Source organism: Streptomyces sp. NBC_00259 (genome assembly GCF_036181745.1).
Lineage (GTDB): Bacteria > Actinomycetota > Actinomycetes > Streptomycetales > Streptomycetaceae > Streptomyces > Streptomyces pratisoli.
Window position 1 is genome coordinate 5,976,152 of the sequence record NZ_CP108080.1, and the last position, 15,719, is coordinate 5,991,870.

The following is a 15,719-nucleotide window of genomic DNA, read 5'->3' on the forward strand; positions in this document are numbered from 1 at the left end:
TCACTCCCCGAATCGCTCGTCGAGTGCCTGGCACACGGCACGGCGGATGTTGCGGTAGCCGGTGCACCGGCACAGATGCCCGCTGAGCGCGTCGGCGACCTGTTCCTCGTCGGGACGCTCGGACTGCTCGGTCAGGGCGGTCGCCGTCATGACGAATCCGGGTGTGCAGAAGCCGCACTGCATGCCGTGGCACTCGTGGAAGGCCCGCTGTACGGGGGTGAGCGGAGCGTCGGCGGGAGCGAGGCCCTCGACGGTGCGGAGCTGGGCACCGTCACATTGCACGCCCAGGGTCAGGCAGGAGCGCACCGGCTCGTCGTCGACAAGGACGGTGCAGGCCCCGCAGACTCCGTGCTCGCAGCCGACATGGGTGCCGGTGAGACCGAGCCGGTCACGCAGGAAGTCGCTGAGCAGCAGCCGCGACTCGACCTGGGCTGTGACCGGTCGTCCGTTGACGGTGAGGCTGATCTCGTGCCAGGCGGAGGGCTCGGCGAGCGGCGGTGTGCGCGCGGCGAGCGGGGTGGGGACGGAGGGGGTCATCAGCAGCGCTCCCAGGCAGTGGTGCAGGCGCGGACGAGGAGATGGGCGGCGCCCTCGCGCCGGTACTCGGCGGTGGCGTGGACGTCGTCGGAAGGGGTGAGGCGGGAGAGCGCGGCACGGGCCGCGGCAGCGAGGGACTGCTCGCCGACGTCGCTGTTGACGAGCGCGTTCTCGGCGGCGGGCAGACGTACCGGGACGGGGCCCGCGCCGCAGAAGACCACACGGGCGGCGCGGACGGTGTCCGCAGCGGTGTCCCGTTCCAGGACGACGGCCACGCCGACGGTGGCGAAGTCGCCGTGCCTGCCGGTCAGTTCCTCGAAGGCCCAGCCGTGGTGTGCCGGGGCCGGCGGGAACACGACCTCGGTGAGGAGCTCGTCCGCTTCGACAGCCGTGGAGAAGGTGGCGACGAAGAAGTCCTCGGCGGTGACCGTACGGGTGCCCCGCGGCCCGGTGATCACGAAGCGGGCGTCCAGGGCCAGTGCTGCGGTGGGTAGTTCGGCGGCCGGGTCGTGGTGGGCGAGGCTGCCGCAGACGGTGCCGCGGTTGCGGATCTGAGGGTGTCCGATATGGCCGATCGCGGCGGCCAGGAGCGGCCATCCGTCCCGTACGGCGCTGTCTGTGGCGACGTGGGCCTGCCGCACGGCGGCTCCGATGCGCAGGTTGCCCGACTCGTCCACCTGGAGGCGGCCGAGTTCGGGGATCCGGGTGATGTCCACGAGCAGCTCGGGCCTGGCGAGACGCATGTTCAGCATGGGGATCAGGGACTGGCCGCCCGCGACGACCTTGGCCTCCCGCTCCTCGTCGGCGAGGAGGGCAACCGCCTCGCCGACGGTGCTGGGGGCGGTGTAGTCGAAGGATGTGGGTTTCAACCTGCTGCCACCGGACCTCTCGTGTCGTCGTTGCGCCGTGGCATTCGACACGGACGGATCTATCTAGTACCTGAAATGATTTACATTAAAGTTTCTTCTTGGCAAGAGGTTGTCCGAGATCTCACGGCCCGCGGAGGGCGATATGCGACACGTCATCGACCAGGCAGCCGCCTGGCAACGCTCCGGAACCCGCTTCGCCATGGCGACCGTCGTGCGGACCTGGGGCTCGTCCCCGCACGGACCGGGCGCATCGATGCTCGTGTCCGAGGAGGGCCGCATTGTCGGCAGCGTCTCCGGTGGCTGCGTCGAAGCCGCCGTCTGCGCGGTCGCGGAGGAGGTGCTCGCGGGCGCCGCCCCGACGCTCGAGCGCTGGGGAGTCGGCGACGAGGACGCCTTTGCGGTGGGCCTGACCTGCGGCGGAACAATCGAGGTGCTGGTCCGCGAGGTGGGTGCGGGAGTACCGCTCGGTCGACTCGCCGCCGACATCGCGGCCGGCGCGCCGGTGGCTCTGGTCACCCCCGTCGACGGCAGCGGCTGCCTGGTCGTCGGCGGCGGGACGACAACCGGATCGCTGGGCGACCCACGGGCGGACCGGGCGGCGACCCTGGCCGTCGAGGGCATGCTCGGCTGCGGCGCCAGCGGGCTCGTGGCCAGCGGAAACGGCGCAATCGACGACACTTCCTGTGCGCCGGAGCGCGAGCTGCTGGTGCAGTCCTTCGCCTCTCGGCCACGTCTGTTGATCTTCGGTGCAGCCGAGTTCGCCCGACCCCTGGCGGACATCGGCGCCGCACTGGGGCACCGGGTGACGGTCTGCGACGCCAGGCCCGCGTTCGCGGCGGCCGAGCGCTTCCCGGGGGCCGACGAGGTCGTCACCGAACGGCCCGACCGCTGGTTCCGCGCACATGAAGACCTGGTCGACACGTCGACCGCGGTGTGCGTACTGACCCATGACGCACGGTTCGACGTGCCGGTTCTCGGCCTCGCCCTGCGCAGCAGGGCCGGATATGTCGGAGCCATGGGCAGCCGCCGGACGCACGAGGACCGGATCGGGCGACTGCGCCAGGCGGGCACGACCGAAGCGGAACTCGCACGGCTGCGCTCGCCGATCGGGCTGGATCTCGGCGGCCGGGGACCCGAAGAGACCGCCGTGTCGATCCTGGCCGAGATCGTCGCGGTGCGCCGTGGCGGCACCGCACTGCCACTCACCCTGCGAACCGGCCCGGTGCACAGAGCGTAGTTGTTTTTGAACGACTGTTTTATGAACGCTCGTTTAATGTGGGCCATGTGGATCCGAAGAACGAAGGCCGTCGGCGATCGGCCGCAAGCCCCACGCCGGGAACCGGCCGGGAAGCAGGACAGCCGTCACAGCGCCGTCCCGGCTCCCATGACCCGGAGGGCAATCGCCACGCGGTCCTCGACGCGGCGCGGCGACTGTTCGGCGCGCACGGCTACCGGGGCGTGGGCGTCCGCGCCATCGCGGCCGATGCAGGAGTGACGCCCGGCCTGGTGATGGCGTACTTCGGCACCAAGGACGGTCTGTTCCGCGAGGCCGTGGGCAGCGGGGTGGGCGTCACCAACGACGTGCTGTCGGCCGCGACCTACAGCACCCGCGAACTGCCCGCGGCTCTGGCCCTCACCTACCTGGACCGGTGGGACAGCCTGCCGACCGACGATCCCTGGCCCGCGCTGATCCGCTCGGCCGTCAGCCACCCGCCGAGCGCCGAGCTCTTGCGCACGATCCTGGAGAAGCAGGTCGGCGAACCGCTCGCACGCCTGCTCGGCGACTCCGCCGACGCGGAGGTGCGCGCCGCCGTCATTCGGAGCGTCCTGTTCGGCGTGATCATGGAGCGGTACCTCTTCGCCCATGAACCAGCGGCCTCCGTCCCGACCGAGGAGCTCGCTCCGGCGCTGACCGACGTACTCACCACCGCTTTCGGTGACGCCCTCGACGCCGTTCCCCCGCCCGCGCCGGGCGGCGCGGCCGGCTCCCATGACGGGTCCCGGCCCTCGGAGCCCGTACACGCCGAGCGTCTCCGCCCGGAGCGGGCGGCGCAGGCGGCGGACAACTCCCCCGCAGCCCTGTTCGCACGGCTGAACGAGTGTGCCGCTGGTATTCGGGCGCTGATCAGCAGGACCGTCCGGGAGTACGGCATCAGTCTGCCTGCCTACGAGGTGCTCGCCGTCCTCCGCGATGCAGGAGAGCCCTACCGCCGGACGACGGGCGAGGTGGCGGCAGCCGGCACGGCCCGCGCGGGCGGTCTCACCCAGCACGCGGACCGTCTGGAGGCAGCGGGTCTGATCCGGCGGGAACGCGACGCAGACGACCGCCGGATCATCCGACTGTGTCTCACCCCGGAGGGTCTCGAACTGGCCGAGCGGATCGTCGCCGCACGGTCGGCCCAGGAGCAGGAACTGCTCGCCGGACTGGGCGCGGCAGACCGGCGCCGACTCTCCGGCCTGCTCGGCGCCCTGGGGCAAACGCTGGAGGGCCGGTCGCGTCGGTAGTGTAGTTTCCTCCAGCGTTCCGGGTTTGATGCTGCGCCACGAAGGTCGTCTCAGGGCTCGGCGCCGGTCTCTCTTCCGAGAGCCCGAAGGTCGCCGTATCTGTGGCGGCCGAGGCACAGGACGGCGGTGCCGTACTTCGGCGGGCGGGCTTGATCGGCGTCGGCAACCGCAGCGACCAAGTTGCGCACGACCTCTCACGGGTACTCGGCGGGCATGTCCGCTTTGCGTACTTGCGTGCCTGCGGGTGCAGGCACGCGAAGCGGCCCCTAGGGCGCAAAGCGAGTTTTTTTTGCACCAGGCGTACGCCCTCAGGCGCACGCCGAACGGCATGTTGACCGCCAACGGCTCCTCGTTCACCATGACGTCGCGCAGATGAAGGTGCCAAGGGGTAGTCGGCGTTGACGAAGCTGGGCGCTGTGGCCGGTCTCTCACGAGCGCGCATAAGCCTACTCCCTGGTTCGGCGGGCCTCCCCGGCCTGGCCACCGACCACGACTCCGCCAGGTGCCGGTACGTCAACGAACTCCGCGTGCGGTTCGATCCCGTGCCCGGAGGCAATCAGCAGATGCCGGCCGGGGCGTGGGGAGTGAAGGAGGAACGTGCCGTCGCGGCCGGTGTACGCCACGTCGACTTGCACTCCGCACGCATCCACCAGAGTGACTGCGGCGTTCCTCACCACGCCGCCCGCGCGGTCGCGGAGGCGGCCGACTAGCTGGTCCGGGCGATCCTGTGCGGCGGCACCCTGAGGTGTTGCCTCACCCAGTGCCGTGCGCATACGGCGCAGAACCTCGCGTGTCCGGGGACTGCCCCAGTCCATGGGTACACGGGTCACCATCGGGGGGCGTCCCGTCGCGACGGCGTCGGCCAGCTCCTCGAACGTAGCGCGTATTCGCTTGAGTTCGCTGATGCCGGGAGGCTCGGTCATCAACTGAAAGCCGAGTCGCTGGAGGGTGAGGTAGCCGGGCCGCAGAGCGATGACAAACGGCGCCGGACGTCGACATCCGCAGGCGGCGCGGGCAGCGGCTCTTTCTGACGCTCGTTTGACGCTCCGCGTCCCGAACGGCCGACGGGCTGAGCCGTAGAAGCGCACCTGACCTGGCCTTTTACCTGATTCCGTCTCAGTGGACATCCTTCCGATGACGTCGCACGTGGAGTGCGTGGCTATTCTTGAGCTGGCTGCGAAGGGCCTCTGACCTCGGGGTTCTCTCGATTTCTCAGGCGTGGCCGGGTGTGCTTGACCTGTTTCCCGAACTCCACCGCGTGGAACATGTCGCAGGGTCGCGCCATGCGTCCCACCTGCGGCTTCGCGCAGCGGTGCGCGGATGAGGAGGGTTCTGCCTCGACCTCGTGAGGGCGGTTGGGGAAACCTTTTGACGCTCGTGCGACGCTGATCCTGACGGAGAGTCATGATGCTCGTTCAGCGACCATCGAGCACTGCTGCCACTCGTCCACGGGGTCGTGGGAGTCCTGCTCGGTGGAAGCGTTTCGCTCCGGGATGACGTAGGCGACGAGGCGTTTGTCGCCGGGCTGGTCCTCGCGGACCAGGACCACGGCCCGGGTGACGCCGGGGTGGCTGGTCAGGACGGACTCGATCTCGCCGGGCTCGATCCGGAAGCCACGGATCTCGACCTGTTCGTCGGCGCGGGAGAGGAACTTGTCCGTCGGGGCGCCAGCGGACGAGTCGCCGGTGCGGTACATGCGCTCGCCGGTGCCGAACGGGCAGGCGATGAATCGTTCCGCGGTCAGGCCGGGGCCGTTGAGGTAGCCGCGGGCCAGGCCGGCTCCGCTGAGGTACAGCTCACCGGCCACACCCGGTGCCACCGGACGCAGATCCGCATCCAACACAAACACCCGTGTGCCCGGCACCGGCGTACCGATCGGTGGCACCTCACCCGGCGTCAACGGAGCACTCACCGTTGCAGCGACGGTTGATTCCGTGGGGCCGTGAACGTTGAACATGCGCCGGCCCGGTGCCCACTCGTCGACCAGGCCCACCGGATAAGCGTCACCGCCGACGAGAAGAGTGCGCAGCTCGGGCAGGTCTCGCGCCGGGACCGTGGCCAGGACCGGCGCGGGAACGCTGACGTGGGTGACTTTCTCGCGGTCCAGGACCAGAAGCAGGTCTTCTCCCAGCAGCTTGTCCGTGCCGGGCACGACGACAGTGGCGCCGGCGGCGATCGCGATACAGAGGTCACCGGTCCATACGTCGAAGTTGGGCGAGGCGCCCGAGGCGATCCGGTATCTGGAAATGGAGCACGCGCGAGCGAAGTCGTCATCACCGTGTAAGGGGTCCTGGTGCAAAGGACCCGGGGGTAATTGAATATGATTGTCATATGCTAGCTTCAGGGACGCGCTGTCCAGCGCCCCCGTCCCATGGCCTGAAAGTCTCCCCATGCACCCGTCCAAGCTCCTGCCCCTGGGTTCCCTCGCAGCCGTCTCGGTCCTCCTCCTCACCGGCTGCTTCGCCTCCGGCGCCGACAGCGCCGGAGGTGACTCCAACGGCGAGCGCCGCATCAGGCTCGCGATGATGCAGCCGCCGCGGTCCGGGCTCTCCCCGCTCAGCGACGATGCCTTCAAGCTCTCCCGGTGGTCGACGGCGGAAACCCTGGTCACCCTCGACAAGGACGGCGACCCCCGGCCCGCCCTGGCCGCCAAGTGGCAGCGCAGCGACCCCCGTACGTGGACGTTCACCGTGCGCGAGGGCGTCACCTTCCACGACGGCACCGCGCTGACCGCCGAGGCCGTCGCCCGCTCGCTCACGCGGGCCGCCACCGCCGCCCCCAAGCCGCGCATCCTCGACGGCGTCGGCCTGACGGCCGCGGCCGAGGGCAACACCGTGCGGGTCACCACCACCGACGCCGATCCGCTGGTCCCCCAGCGGCTCTCCTCGCCGCAGTTGTCGATCCTCGCGGCCAAGGCGTACCAAGGAAAGACCGTCAACCCGGTCGGCGCGGGCACCGGCGCGTTCGTGCTGACGAAGGTGAACGGCACCAGCTCCGCCGCCCTGGACCGCAATGAGAAGTACTGGGGCGGCCGGGCCAAGGCGCCCGGAATCGACGTGCGGTTCATTCCCGACGGCACCGCCCGCGCCGCCGCGCTGCGCAGCGGCGAGGCCGACATCGTCGAATCGATCCCCGTCTCCCAGGCGCCGCTGCTCGCCGAGAACCAGATCACCGAGGTGCCGATGCCGCGCACCAACACCCTGTACCTCAACACCGAGAAGGGGGCCTTCAAGGACCCGGCGATACGCGCCGCCGCCCGCGTGGCGATCGACGCCAAGGCCCTGGTCTCCGGGGTGTACGAGAACCGCGCCGACGTCGCCGAGGGCCTGCTGGGACCCGCGCTGCCGTGGGCGAAGCAGCGCCAGGGCCGCACCGCCGCCACCGCCCCGGGCAAGGTGAACGGCGCCACCATCACCATCGGCACCTTCACCGACCGCGCCGAGCTGCCGGAGGTCGCGGCCAGTCTCCAACAGCAGCTCCAGAAGGCCGGCTTCAAGGTGAAGCTGGACATCCGTGAGTACGCCAACATCGAGCAGGACGCGCTGGCCGGGAAGTTCGACGCGTTCATCTTGTCCCGCGCGACCATCCTGGACTCCGGCGACCCGACCGCATACCTGCAGAGCGACTTCGGCAGCGAGGGCTCGTTCAATATCGCCCAGCTCTCCGACCCCGCCGTGGACCAGGCGCTGCGGAAGGCGTCGGCCACCCCCGCGGGTGACGCCCGGCGCGCCGCGATCCTGGCGGCGGAGACCGCGGTCCTCAACTCCGACGCCGCGCTCCCGCTGCTCCATGAGCGGGTCGTCCAGGGCGACGCGGCGCATGTGGTGGGCTCGGTGAAGGACCCGCGCGAGCGTGAGTTGATCAGCATCGCCACGCATATCTCATGAGAGCTCAACTCATGAAGGCTCAACTCATGAGGGTCATTTCATGAGGGCTGCGCTGACTCGCGTGACCGGGCTGGCCGCGGTGACGGCCTGCGTCGGGCTGCTGCCCTGGCTCTCGGGGCGCGACCCGGCGCTCACCGTGCTCCGCGCCCGCTCGGCCGAACAGGAGCCCACCGCCGAGGCGCTGGCGTCGATCCGGGACGATCTCGGGCTCGGCGCGGGGCCGCTCAGCCTGCTCGGCGACTGGGCGGGCGGCCTGGTCCGCGGCGACCTCGGCACCTCCTGGGTGTCCGGCGCCGATGTGCTGCCGTCGGTGCTCTCCGGGCTCGGTGTCTCGCTCGGGCTCATGGGCGCGTCCCTGCTGGTGGCGCTGGTGACGGCGACCGCGCTCTGCGCCGAACCGCTGGTACGCGGGGCACGCGCCACAGCACGCCACCGGTCCGGGACGGCCGCGGCGATCCTGGTGTCCCTGCCGGAGTTCCTGCTCGCCACCGTCGGACTGCTGGTCCTGGGGGTGTGGTGGGGGCTGTTGCCGACCTCCGGCTGGCAGGGGCCGAGCCATCTGGTGCTGCCCGCGCTGGCGTTGGGCATTCCCGCGGGCGGACTGCTCGGGCGTCTCGTCGACGACGCGCTGCCCGCGGTCTTCGCGGAGCGCTGGACGGAGCTGTGGCGCGCCTCGGGCGTCACCGCCTGGCGTATCGCGGCTGCCGCGCTGCGCCGGTCCCTGCCCTCCGTACTGCCCCAACTCGGACTGGTCGCCGTCGGCCTGACGGGCGGCGCGGTCGCCGTCGAGACCGTATTCGCCATTCCCGGCATTGGACGTACGGCGCTGGGCGCGGCCAAGTCCCAGGATCTGCCGATGCTCCAGGGGGCCGTGCTGGCGCTTCTCGTGCTCGGGCTGCTGGCGGGCGCGCTCACCCATCTGATACGACGGCGGCTGCTCGGCCCCGGCCTGCGCGACGCGCAACTGGCGCTGGCCGCACCCCCGCCGCCCGTGCTCGGACGGCTTCGTACCGCCGTGCCCATCGTCCTCGGGGCGGCGCTGACCACAATCGTCGGCGCGGGGCTGCTGCGCGATCCGTACGCCGTGGACACCGCGCTCCGGCTGGCCGCCCCCTCCGGGGCGCATCCGCTGGGCACCGACGGGCTCGGCCGGGACGTGCTCGCGCGGATCGGGCACGGCGCGGCGGCGACCGTCGGCGTCGCCTTCGCGGTCTGCGTGGTCAGCTGCCTGCTGGCGCTGGCGATCGGCTTTCTGCCGTCCGTCGCGGCGGGCGCGTCGGACATCGCCAACGCGCTGCCGCCGGTGATCGTGGGCATCCTCGTCTCCGCCGCCCTCGGGCCCGGCACGGGCGGCGCGTCGCTCGCGGTCGCGCTGGTCTCGTGGCCGCCACTGGCCGCGCACGCCGCCGCGCTGGTCCAGGAGGTGCGGGCCTCCGGCTTTCTCGCGGCGCAGCGGGCGATCGGTTCCAGCCGGTACTGGATCCTCACACGTCACGTCCTGCCCTCGGTGGCCGGGCCCGTGGTGCGGCACGCCGTGCTGCGGCTGCCGGGCATCGCGCTGGCGCTGGCCTCGCTCGGCTTCCTGGGGCTCGGCGCGCAGCCGCCCACGCCCGAGTGGGGGCTGCTGCTGGACGAGTCGCGTGCGTATATGGAGCGCGCGCCGTGGGCGGCCCTCGCCCCGGCGGGCGCGCTCGCCCTGCTCGCGGGCCTGGCCGTATCGCTGGCCGCACTCCCCCTGACCCGAAGGCGCAGCACCCATGCCGCATGACACCTCTGCCCTGTTGTCCGTACGCGATCTACGCATCGCCCTGCCCTCGGGCACCCACGCCGTACGCGGGCTCTCCTTCGATGTGCGCGGCGGTGAAGTCCTGGCCCTGGTCGGTGAGTCGGGCGCGGGAAAGTCGCTGACCGCGCGCGCGGTCCTGGGGATGCTGCCGAGCTCCACCCGGGTCACGGGCAGCGTGCGGCTGGGGGAGCTGGAGCTGCTCGGGGCGCGCCGGGCTGTGTATGCGGGCCTGTGGGGGCGGCGTATCGGATATGTACCGCAGGACGCGCTCTCCGTGCTGTCGCCGGTGCACACCGTCGGGGCGCAACTCGCCGCCGTCGTACGGTCGGTCAGCGGGGTGAGCCGACGGGCGGCGCGCGAGCGGGCGGTCGCCGCGCTGGAGCGAGTGGCGATCCCGGACGCGGCCCGCCGCGCCCGCGCGTATCCGCACGAGTTCTCCGGCGGGATGCGTCAGCGCGCGGCCATCGCGATGGCCATGCTCAACGAGCCCGAGCTGCTGATCGCGGACGAGCCGACGACCGCGCTCGACCCGTCCATCCAGCGGCAGGTCCTCGACGTCCTGGCGGCACAGCGCGAGGCAACGGGCGCGGCGCTCCTGCTCATCACCCACGACCTGGGAATCGTCGCCGACCGCGCCGACCGGGTGCTGGTGATGTACGCGGGACGGCACGCCGAGTCCGGCCCGGTCGAAGGCGTCTTCGCCCGCCCCCGGGCCCCGTACACCGCCGGGCTGATCGCCTCGCTGCCGCCCGAGGAACCGGTGCCCGGCCGCAGACTTCCGGCGATCGCCGGGGTTCCGCCCTCGGGCCCGCTTCCGGGGTGCGCGTTCGCGCCGCGCTGCCCGCTGGCCGACGCACGCTGCCGTACACAGGAGCCCGAGCCGACGCCGGCCGGGCCCGGCGGGTCGCTGGTCTCCTGCCACCACTCGGCGCGACTCCCTTTCCCCGCTGATGACTTGTTCCTCAGGAACGGAGTCGTATGACCACCCTGCTCAGCGTGCGCGACCTGGTGGTCCGCTACCCGGGCCGTAACCGCCGGGTCCCGCCCCGGCTCGCCGTCGACCGGGTCTCCTTCGAACTGGCCGCCGGTCAGACGCTGGCCTTGATCGGCGAATCGGGATCGGGCAAGTCGAGCACCGCCTCGGCGGTACTGGGGCTGCGCCGCCCCGAAAGCGGTGAGGTGTGGTTCGACGGGCACGAGCTCACAGCCCTGGACGAGCCGCAGCTGCGGCCGCTGCGCCTGCGGTTCCAGCCGGTGTTCCAGGACCCGTTCGGCTCGCTGAGCCCGCGTCGGCGGATACGGGACGCGGTCGCCGAACCGCTGCGCGTCCAGGGCCGCTGGGATCCGCGCTCCGGACCGCGCCGGGTCGCCGAACTGCTGGAGCTGGTCGGCCTGGACGCGACGGCACACGGCGATCGACTGCCGCACGAGCTGTCCGGGGGCCAGTGCCAGCGGGTGGGCGTGGCCCGCGCGCTGGCGAGCGACCCCCAACTGCTGGTACTGGACGAACCGGTGGCCGCGCTCGACCCATCCGTACGGGCCGGGGTGCTCAATCTGCTGACGGACCTACAGGAGCGGCTCGGGCTGGCGTACTTGCTCATCTGCCACGATCTGGCACTGGTCCGGCACATGGCGCACCGGGTGGCGGTGATGCAGGCCGGCCGCATCGTGGAGACGGCGTCCGCGCAGGCGCTGCACGGGGCGGCGGAGCACCCGCACACGAGGGAACTGCTGGCGGCGGCGCGGCGCGGTGCCTAGGAGAGCGACCCGTGGGCGGTCTGCGGCTACCCACCGTGCTGCTGCCGTTCATGGCGTCGGCCAGTCCGTTCACCCTGCGCCAAATGCGCGACTACGTACGTCACGGACGGGCCAATACCGACGCGTCGTACGGGGGCGTCACATGGGCCGGGGAGAACAGCGACGACCGCGCACCACACCCTGGGCGCCACCCCGAGCGTTGTGTGGCGTTGGACGCAAGCCAGTCGCCGCCGGCTGTTGGGCTTGGTCATGATTCCCACGCCGGGCGAGGTCGATCTGATCGCGGAGCACATCGCGCCGCAGTACCGGCTCACCGTCTACCTTCAGTCGGGCACCGGCCAGCGTCCCAGCGAGGCCCTGGCCTTTTCCACCGAGTGCCGGCGGCCTGGCTTCATCAGGATCCGCCGGCAGGTCAGCGCGAAGGCCGCGCTTCCCGCGTCGCCTGATTGCGGAGCAGCGCAGTTCGTCAAAGTCGGCCGCCATGTACGCATCCCGGAAAGCGCGCTGGGCGCGTTCATCGATGCTCACACCATTCAGCCGATACGCCGGCGTGGTGGCACCCTGCGGAGGGCTGCCTGATGGCCAACGATGTTCGCGGGGTTTCCCGTCCTCATGTGTGCTGGATCCGTTCCGCAGGTTCCTGCTCGGCACCTGCTCCGTTCAGTGATCCGTCAGCGGACTCGCAGGACGTCCAGGGCTGTGAGGGCCACTTGCAAGGCGGTGCGCTGTTCGCCGGATTCGAGGTCGCAGTCGAGCAGGCGCTCGATGGTGCGCATGCGTTGATAGAACGTCTCGCGGGACAGGCCGCCGCGGCGGGCGGCGCTGGTCTTGTTGCCGGCGGCGTCGAGGTAGTGGCGGAGGGTCGTCAGCAGGTCGGTGCCGTGTCGGGTGTCGTGATAGAGGAGGCGGCCGAGTTGTTGTTCGGCGTATTGCTGGATCCGGGTGTCCTCGCGGAGCGCGTACAGCAGGCGGCGCAGGCCGACATCTGAGAGTTCGTGGAAGGAGCGGCCCGGGGGGAGGGGCTGGTCGGGCGGGGTGGCCTCGGCCACGCGGGTTGCCTGGTGGAAGGAACGGGGGGCGTCGGTGAGGTCGTCGACCTCGGAGCCGACGCTCACGACGGCCTGCGGGGAGAGGTCGAGCGCGGCGTGGCTCAGCCGTTCGACCGTGGTGCCAGGGGTGTGAGGGGCTCAGGGCGAGCTGTACTCCCAGGCGGCCGGGGGTCAGTTTGCCGATGAGTGTCGGGATTCCCGTCGTGTGCAGGTCCTGGGACAGGCGGGTCTCGGGATTCGCTGTGGTGTCTTCTGCGGGGAGGTCCACCACGACCGTGAGGAAACGGCTGTTCTCGGTGGGCAGGCCCAGTGCGGCCAGGCGGGCGTAAGCGTCTTCGGGGGAGCGGTGGCGCTGCTCGACGAGGTCGCGAAGGGCGTTGCGGTGTGCGGTGCGTTCCCATGGTGTGGGGTGGATGAGGCGGGCGACGGTCAGAGCCATCGCCGTTCTCTCCAGGACGGTGACGTGCTCCGGTCCGAAGGCGGGTTCGGCGGTGGGGGCGGGCAGCATGGCCACGCGGCCCCAGCGTTCGCCTTGGTATTCGACCGGTGCGGTGAGCCAGCCTTCCGGGCCGCGTTGGCTCGTGCGGTCGCCGGGCGGGGTCGCTCTGGAGCGTTGCTCCCAATCGGTGAGTGCTTCCTCCAGGGTGGTGCCAGAGGGCTCGCAGATCAGCGCCTGGTGGACCAGGTTCTCCAGGACGACCGTGCGGCCGCTCATCTCGGCCGCCGCGCGCATGACGTCCTCCGGTCCGGCACCGCGCAGCGTCAGCTTGGTGAACGCCTCGTGGACGCGCTGGGTGCGGCGCATCGCCTCGGCCTGGTTGCCGAGGACGAGGGCGTGGACGACCTGCGTGACCTCAAGGAAGTTGACGTCCTTGGCGAGGGTGATCAGCGGCAGCCCGCGGGCGCGGCAGGCGTGGACGAGGACTTCGGGTGGGCGGTGGTAGCGCCGTACGAGTTCGATGACCAGGGCCGCCGCCCCGATGCCGGCGAGTTCGTCGACGTAGCGTCGGATGCCTGCCGGCTCCTCGGGAAGGGGCATGCCGGTGGTCAGGACGAGCTCGCCGCCCTTGAGGAAGGAGGCGGGGTCGGTCAGTTCGGTGATGTGGACCCAGCGGACCGGCCGGTCGAGGTGGGCTTCGCCGGTGCGACCTGGGGCTGTCCGGAGGCCAGGACGGGCAGGGCCAGGACGTCGGCGATGGTGAGAGCGCGGCCGGGCGGACTGCTGTCCGGGGCGCCCGTGTCCGGCGGTCGCGCCGTCGAGGTGTTGTCGTTCACGGTTTCTCCCTGAGTGCCCGGTCACTGTGCCAAGCCCTGCTGACCTGCGCAAGAGGTGTTCTGCCTGGGTTGGACGGGGCAGGGAGCGCCGCATTCAGGCCCCGCGCCTGACAGAACGTCCGAACACCGGGCCATCGCCGGACAGATCGCGCGTTGGCTCCCCGCGGGGCGGCGGAGATGCTCGGGGGACCGCACCAGTCCGCCGACCCACGCCGGGAGACGAACATGACCGCACTGTCGCCGCACATTCGTCAGGCCACGCCCGTGGTGGCGGCCCGGGGCGAGGGCGTCCACCTCTACGGCGAGGACGGCCGCCGCTACCTCGACTTCACCGCCGGGATCGGTGTCACCAGCACCGGGCACTGCCACCCCAAGATCGTGGCGGCGGCGCAGGAGCAGGTGGACACGCTCGTCCACGGCCAGTACACGACGGTGATGCACCAGCCGCTGCGACGGCTCGTCGAGATGCTCGGCGAGGTGCTGCCGGCCGGTCTGGACAGCCTGTTCTTCACGAACTCCGGCAGTGAGGCCGTGGAGGCGGCGCTGCGGCTGGCCCGTCAGGCCACCGGCCGGCCGAACGTCCTGGTCTGCCACGGCGGTGCCGCCGGGAGACATCCAGCTCGATCACGTCGGCTCGCTCGACAACACGGCCACGGTGATCGCTGCCCTGCATCGCGGTGAAAAGCGCCTCGTGTTCTGCGAATCGCGGCGGTTCGTCGAGGAACTCGGGGAGAAGTTGCGGGCGAAGGGCGTTACCACCTTCCTCTCCCACGCCTCGCTGTCACTCGACGAACGCCGACGTGCCGAAGCGGCTTTCGCCGAGGCCCGCGACTGCGTCATCATCTCCACGAGCACCCTGGAGCTGGGCATCGACGTCGGTGACCTGGACCGGGTCATCCAGATCGACGCCCCCGCCTCGGTAGCTTCCTTCCTCCAGCGTCTCGGCCGTTCCGGACGCCGTGCGGGAACCGCCCGCAACTGCCTGTTCCTCGCGCTGGACGCGGACAAGCTGCTGGAGGCCGCGGGACTGTTGCTGAAGTGGTCTCAAGGTTGGGTGGAGCCTGTCGTGGCACCGCCGGAGCCCCGGCACATTGTCGCCCAGCAGCTCCTCGCTCTCTGCCTGCTGGAACACCGTGTCGGTGAGCATCTGTGGCAGGAGTGGTGGAACGGGTTCGGCCCCTTCGGGATGTCAGCCGAGCCGATCGTGCGCCACCTCGTCGACGAGGGGTATCTGGACCGGGACAGTGGGCTGCTGTTCATCGGCCCTGAGGCAGAACGCCGCTTCGGGCAGCGCCACTTCATGAACCTCACGGCGGTTTTCACCGCCCCTCCCCAGTTCACCGTCCTGCAAGGGCGGGCCGAGATCGGCCGCACCGACCCCAGCCTGCTCACCGAACGAGTCGACGGCCCGCGCCGTCTGCCGCTGGCCGGCCGGAGCTGGCAGGTCACCTACATCGACTGGCGCCGCAAGCGCTGCTTCGTCGAACCCGTCGACGGCGGGGGCAAAGCGAAGTGGAGCAGCGCAGGGTTCGGCCCGGCCGGGTCCTACGCACTCACCCGAGCGCAACGACAGGTCCTCCTGGGAGAAGACCCGCCCGTCAACCTGACCCAACGGGCGAGCAGCGCACTGTGTCAGGCGCGCGAGGAGTACCTGGAGCGGGTTCACCCCGGCGGCACTTTGATCATCCGCGATGCGGGTGGCCATCTGCGCTGGTGGACCTGGGCGGGGCACCACACGAATGCCACGCTCGCCGCTACCCTCGACATGGTCGCCGTGCCAGGGCAGCAGATCAATGACCGCTGGATCCGGCTGCGGGAGGACGTGAGGACGCGCAGCTGGGGTGAGGCGACGAAGGACGCGACGAGCCGCCTGTCTCTTCCAGGCGTCGATGAACGGGCCCTGCGGGGCCTGAAGTTCAGCGACGCCCTTCCACCGCGCCTTGCCGAGGCCACTCTGTCGTCCCGACTGGCCGACACGGAATCCGCTGCCGCCGTGCTCAAGGAGCCGGTGCGCTTCCTCTGGTGCGACCGGTGACGTCCTCGATCCGTCGGG

Annotated in this window: 9 protein-coding genes and 4 pseudogenes; 9 read left to right on the top strand and 4 right to left on the bottom strand. The window is 71.0% G+C overall.

Annotated features, from left to right (window positions below):
- Both OG766_RS27045 and OG766_RS27050 read right to left on the bottom strand, forming a co-directional pair.
- Window positions 1–537 (bottom strand): (2Fe-2S)-binding protein, encoded by a 537-nt coding sequence (locus tag OG766_RS27045; RefSeq protein ID WP_266388065.1) that lies wholly within the window; start codon window positions 535–537, stop codon window positions 1–3.
- On the bottom strand, window positions 537–1,406 hold the full coding sequence (locus tag OG766_RS27050) for an FAD binding domain-containing protein (protein WP_266388062.1): 870 nt from the start codon (window positions 1,404–1,406) through the stop codon (window positions 537–539). The genes OG766_RS27045 and OG766_RS27050 overlap by 1 nt, the downstream gene beginning before the upstream one ends.
- Window positions 1,407–1,548: 142 nt before the next feature.
- On the opposite strand from OG766_RS27050, the gene OG766_RS27055 reads away from it, so the two are divergent.
- Entirely contained in the window at window positions 1,549–2,643 is a 1,095-nt protein-coding gene (locus tag OG766_RS27055) for an XdhC family protein (protein ID WP_266388060.1), read from the top strand.
- Window positions 2,644–2,690: 47 nt separating this feature from the next.
- On the top strand, window positions 2,691–3,911 hold the full coding sequence (locus tag OG766_RS27060) for a TetR/AcrR family transcriptional regulator (protein ID WP_266388057.1): 1,221 nt from the start codon (window positions 2,691–2,693) through the stop codon (window positions 3,909–3,911).
- A 1,402-nt stretch (window positions 3,912–5,313) separates the two neighbouring features.
- Here the strand turns inward: OG766_RS27060 and OG766_RS27065 are convergent.
- Complete coding sequence (locus OG766_RS27065) at window positions 5,314–6,210, bottom strand: AMP-binding protein (protein ID WP_328726371.1); 897 nt, start codon at window positions 6,208–6,210, stop codon at window positions 5,314–5,316.
- 91 nt (window positions 6,211–6,301) lie between these two features.
- Between OG766_RS27065 and OG766_RS27070 the strand changes: the two genes are divergently transcribed.
- The 5 genes and pseudogenes from OG766_RS27070 (at window position 6,302) to OG766_RS27090 (ending at window position 11,921) form a co-directional block, all read left to right on the top strand.
- On the top strand, window positions 6,302–7,798 hold the full coding sequence (locus tag OG766_RS27070; RefSeq protein ID WP_328726372.1) for an ABC transporter substrate-binding protein: 1,497 nt from the start codon (window positions 6,302–6,304) through the stop codon (window positions 7,796–7,798).
- Between the two features lie 40 nt (window positions 7,799–7,838).
- On the top strand, window positions 7,839–9,566 hold the full coding sequence (locus OG766_RS27075; RefSeq protein WP_266388048.1) for an ABC transporter permease subunit: 1,728 nt from the start codon (window positions 7,839–7,841) through the stop codon (window positions 9,564–9,566).
- Window positions 9,556–10,566, top strand: coding sequence for an ABC transporter ATP-binding protein (locus tag OG766_RS27080; protein WP_328726373.1), 1,011 nt, complete (start codon window positions 9,556–9,558; stop codon window positions 10,564–10,566). Before OG766_RS27075 ends, OG766_RS27080 begins: the two co-directional genes overlap by 11 nt.
- Window positions 10,563–11,342: a dipeptide/oligopeptide/nickel ABC transporter ATP-binding protein gene (locus OG766_RS27085; RefSeq protein ID WP_328726374.1), complete on the top strand. Its 780-nt coding sequence runs from the start codon at window positions 10,563–10,565 to the stop codon at window positions 11,340–11,342. Before OG766_RS27080 ends, OG766_RS27085 begins: the two co-directional genes overlap by 4 nt.
- Before the next feature lie 385 nt (window positions 11,343–11,727).
- Window positions 11,728–11,921 (top strand): annotated as a pseudogene (locus OG766_RS27090) (DNA-binding protein).
- Window positions 11,922–12,013: 92 nt separating this feature from the next.
- On the opposite strand, the pseudogene OG766_RS27095 reads toward OG766_RS27090, so the two are convergent.
- Window positions 12,014–13,666, bottom strand: a pseudogene (locus tag OG766_RS27095) (PucR family transcriptional regulator).
- 225 nt (window positions 13,667–13,891) lie between these two features.
- Here OG766_RS27095 and OG766_RS27100 point away from each other — a divergent pair.
- Both OG766_RS27100 and OG766_RS27105 read left to right on the top strand, forming a co-directional pair.
- Window positions 13,892–14,278 (top strand): annotated as a pseudogene (locus tag OG766_RS27100) (aminotransferase class III-fold pyridoxal phosphate-dependent enzyme); the annotation flags it as partial.
- Window positions 14,268–15,701 (top strand): annotated as a pseudogene (locus OG766_RS27105) (helicase-related protein); the annotation flags it as partial. The pseudogenes OG766_RS27100 and OG766_RS27105, both read left to right, overlap by 11 nt.
- Between the last annotated feature and the right edge of the window lie 18 nt (window positions 15,702–15,719).

Bases quoted from the DNA above. Each gene is read 5' to 3' on its own strand.
- OG766_RS27045 (WP_266388065.1), bottom strand. From the start codon at position 537: ATGACCCCCTCCGTCCCCACCCCGCTCGCCGCGCGCACACCGCCGCTC.
- OG766_RS27070 (WP_328726372.1), top strand. From the start codon at position 6,302: ATGCACCCGTCCAAGCTCCTGCCCCTGGGTTCCCTCGCAGCCGTCTCG.
- OG766_RS27075 (WP_266388048.1), top strand. From the start codon at position 7,839: ATGAGGGCTGCGCTGACTCGCGTGACCGGGCTGGCCGCGGTGACGGCC.
- OG766_RS27080 (WP_328726373.1), top strand. From the start codon at position 9,556: ATGCCGCATGACACCTCTGCCCTGTTGTCCGTACGCGATCTACGCATC.
- OG766_RS27085 (WP_328726374.1), top strand. From the start codon at position 10,563: ATGACCACCCTGCTCAGCGTGCGCGACCTGGTGGTCCGCTACCCGGGC.
- OG766_RS27055 (WP_266388060.1), top strand. From the start codon at position 1,549: ATGCGACACGTCATCGACCAGGCAGCCGCCTGGCAACGCTCCGGAACC.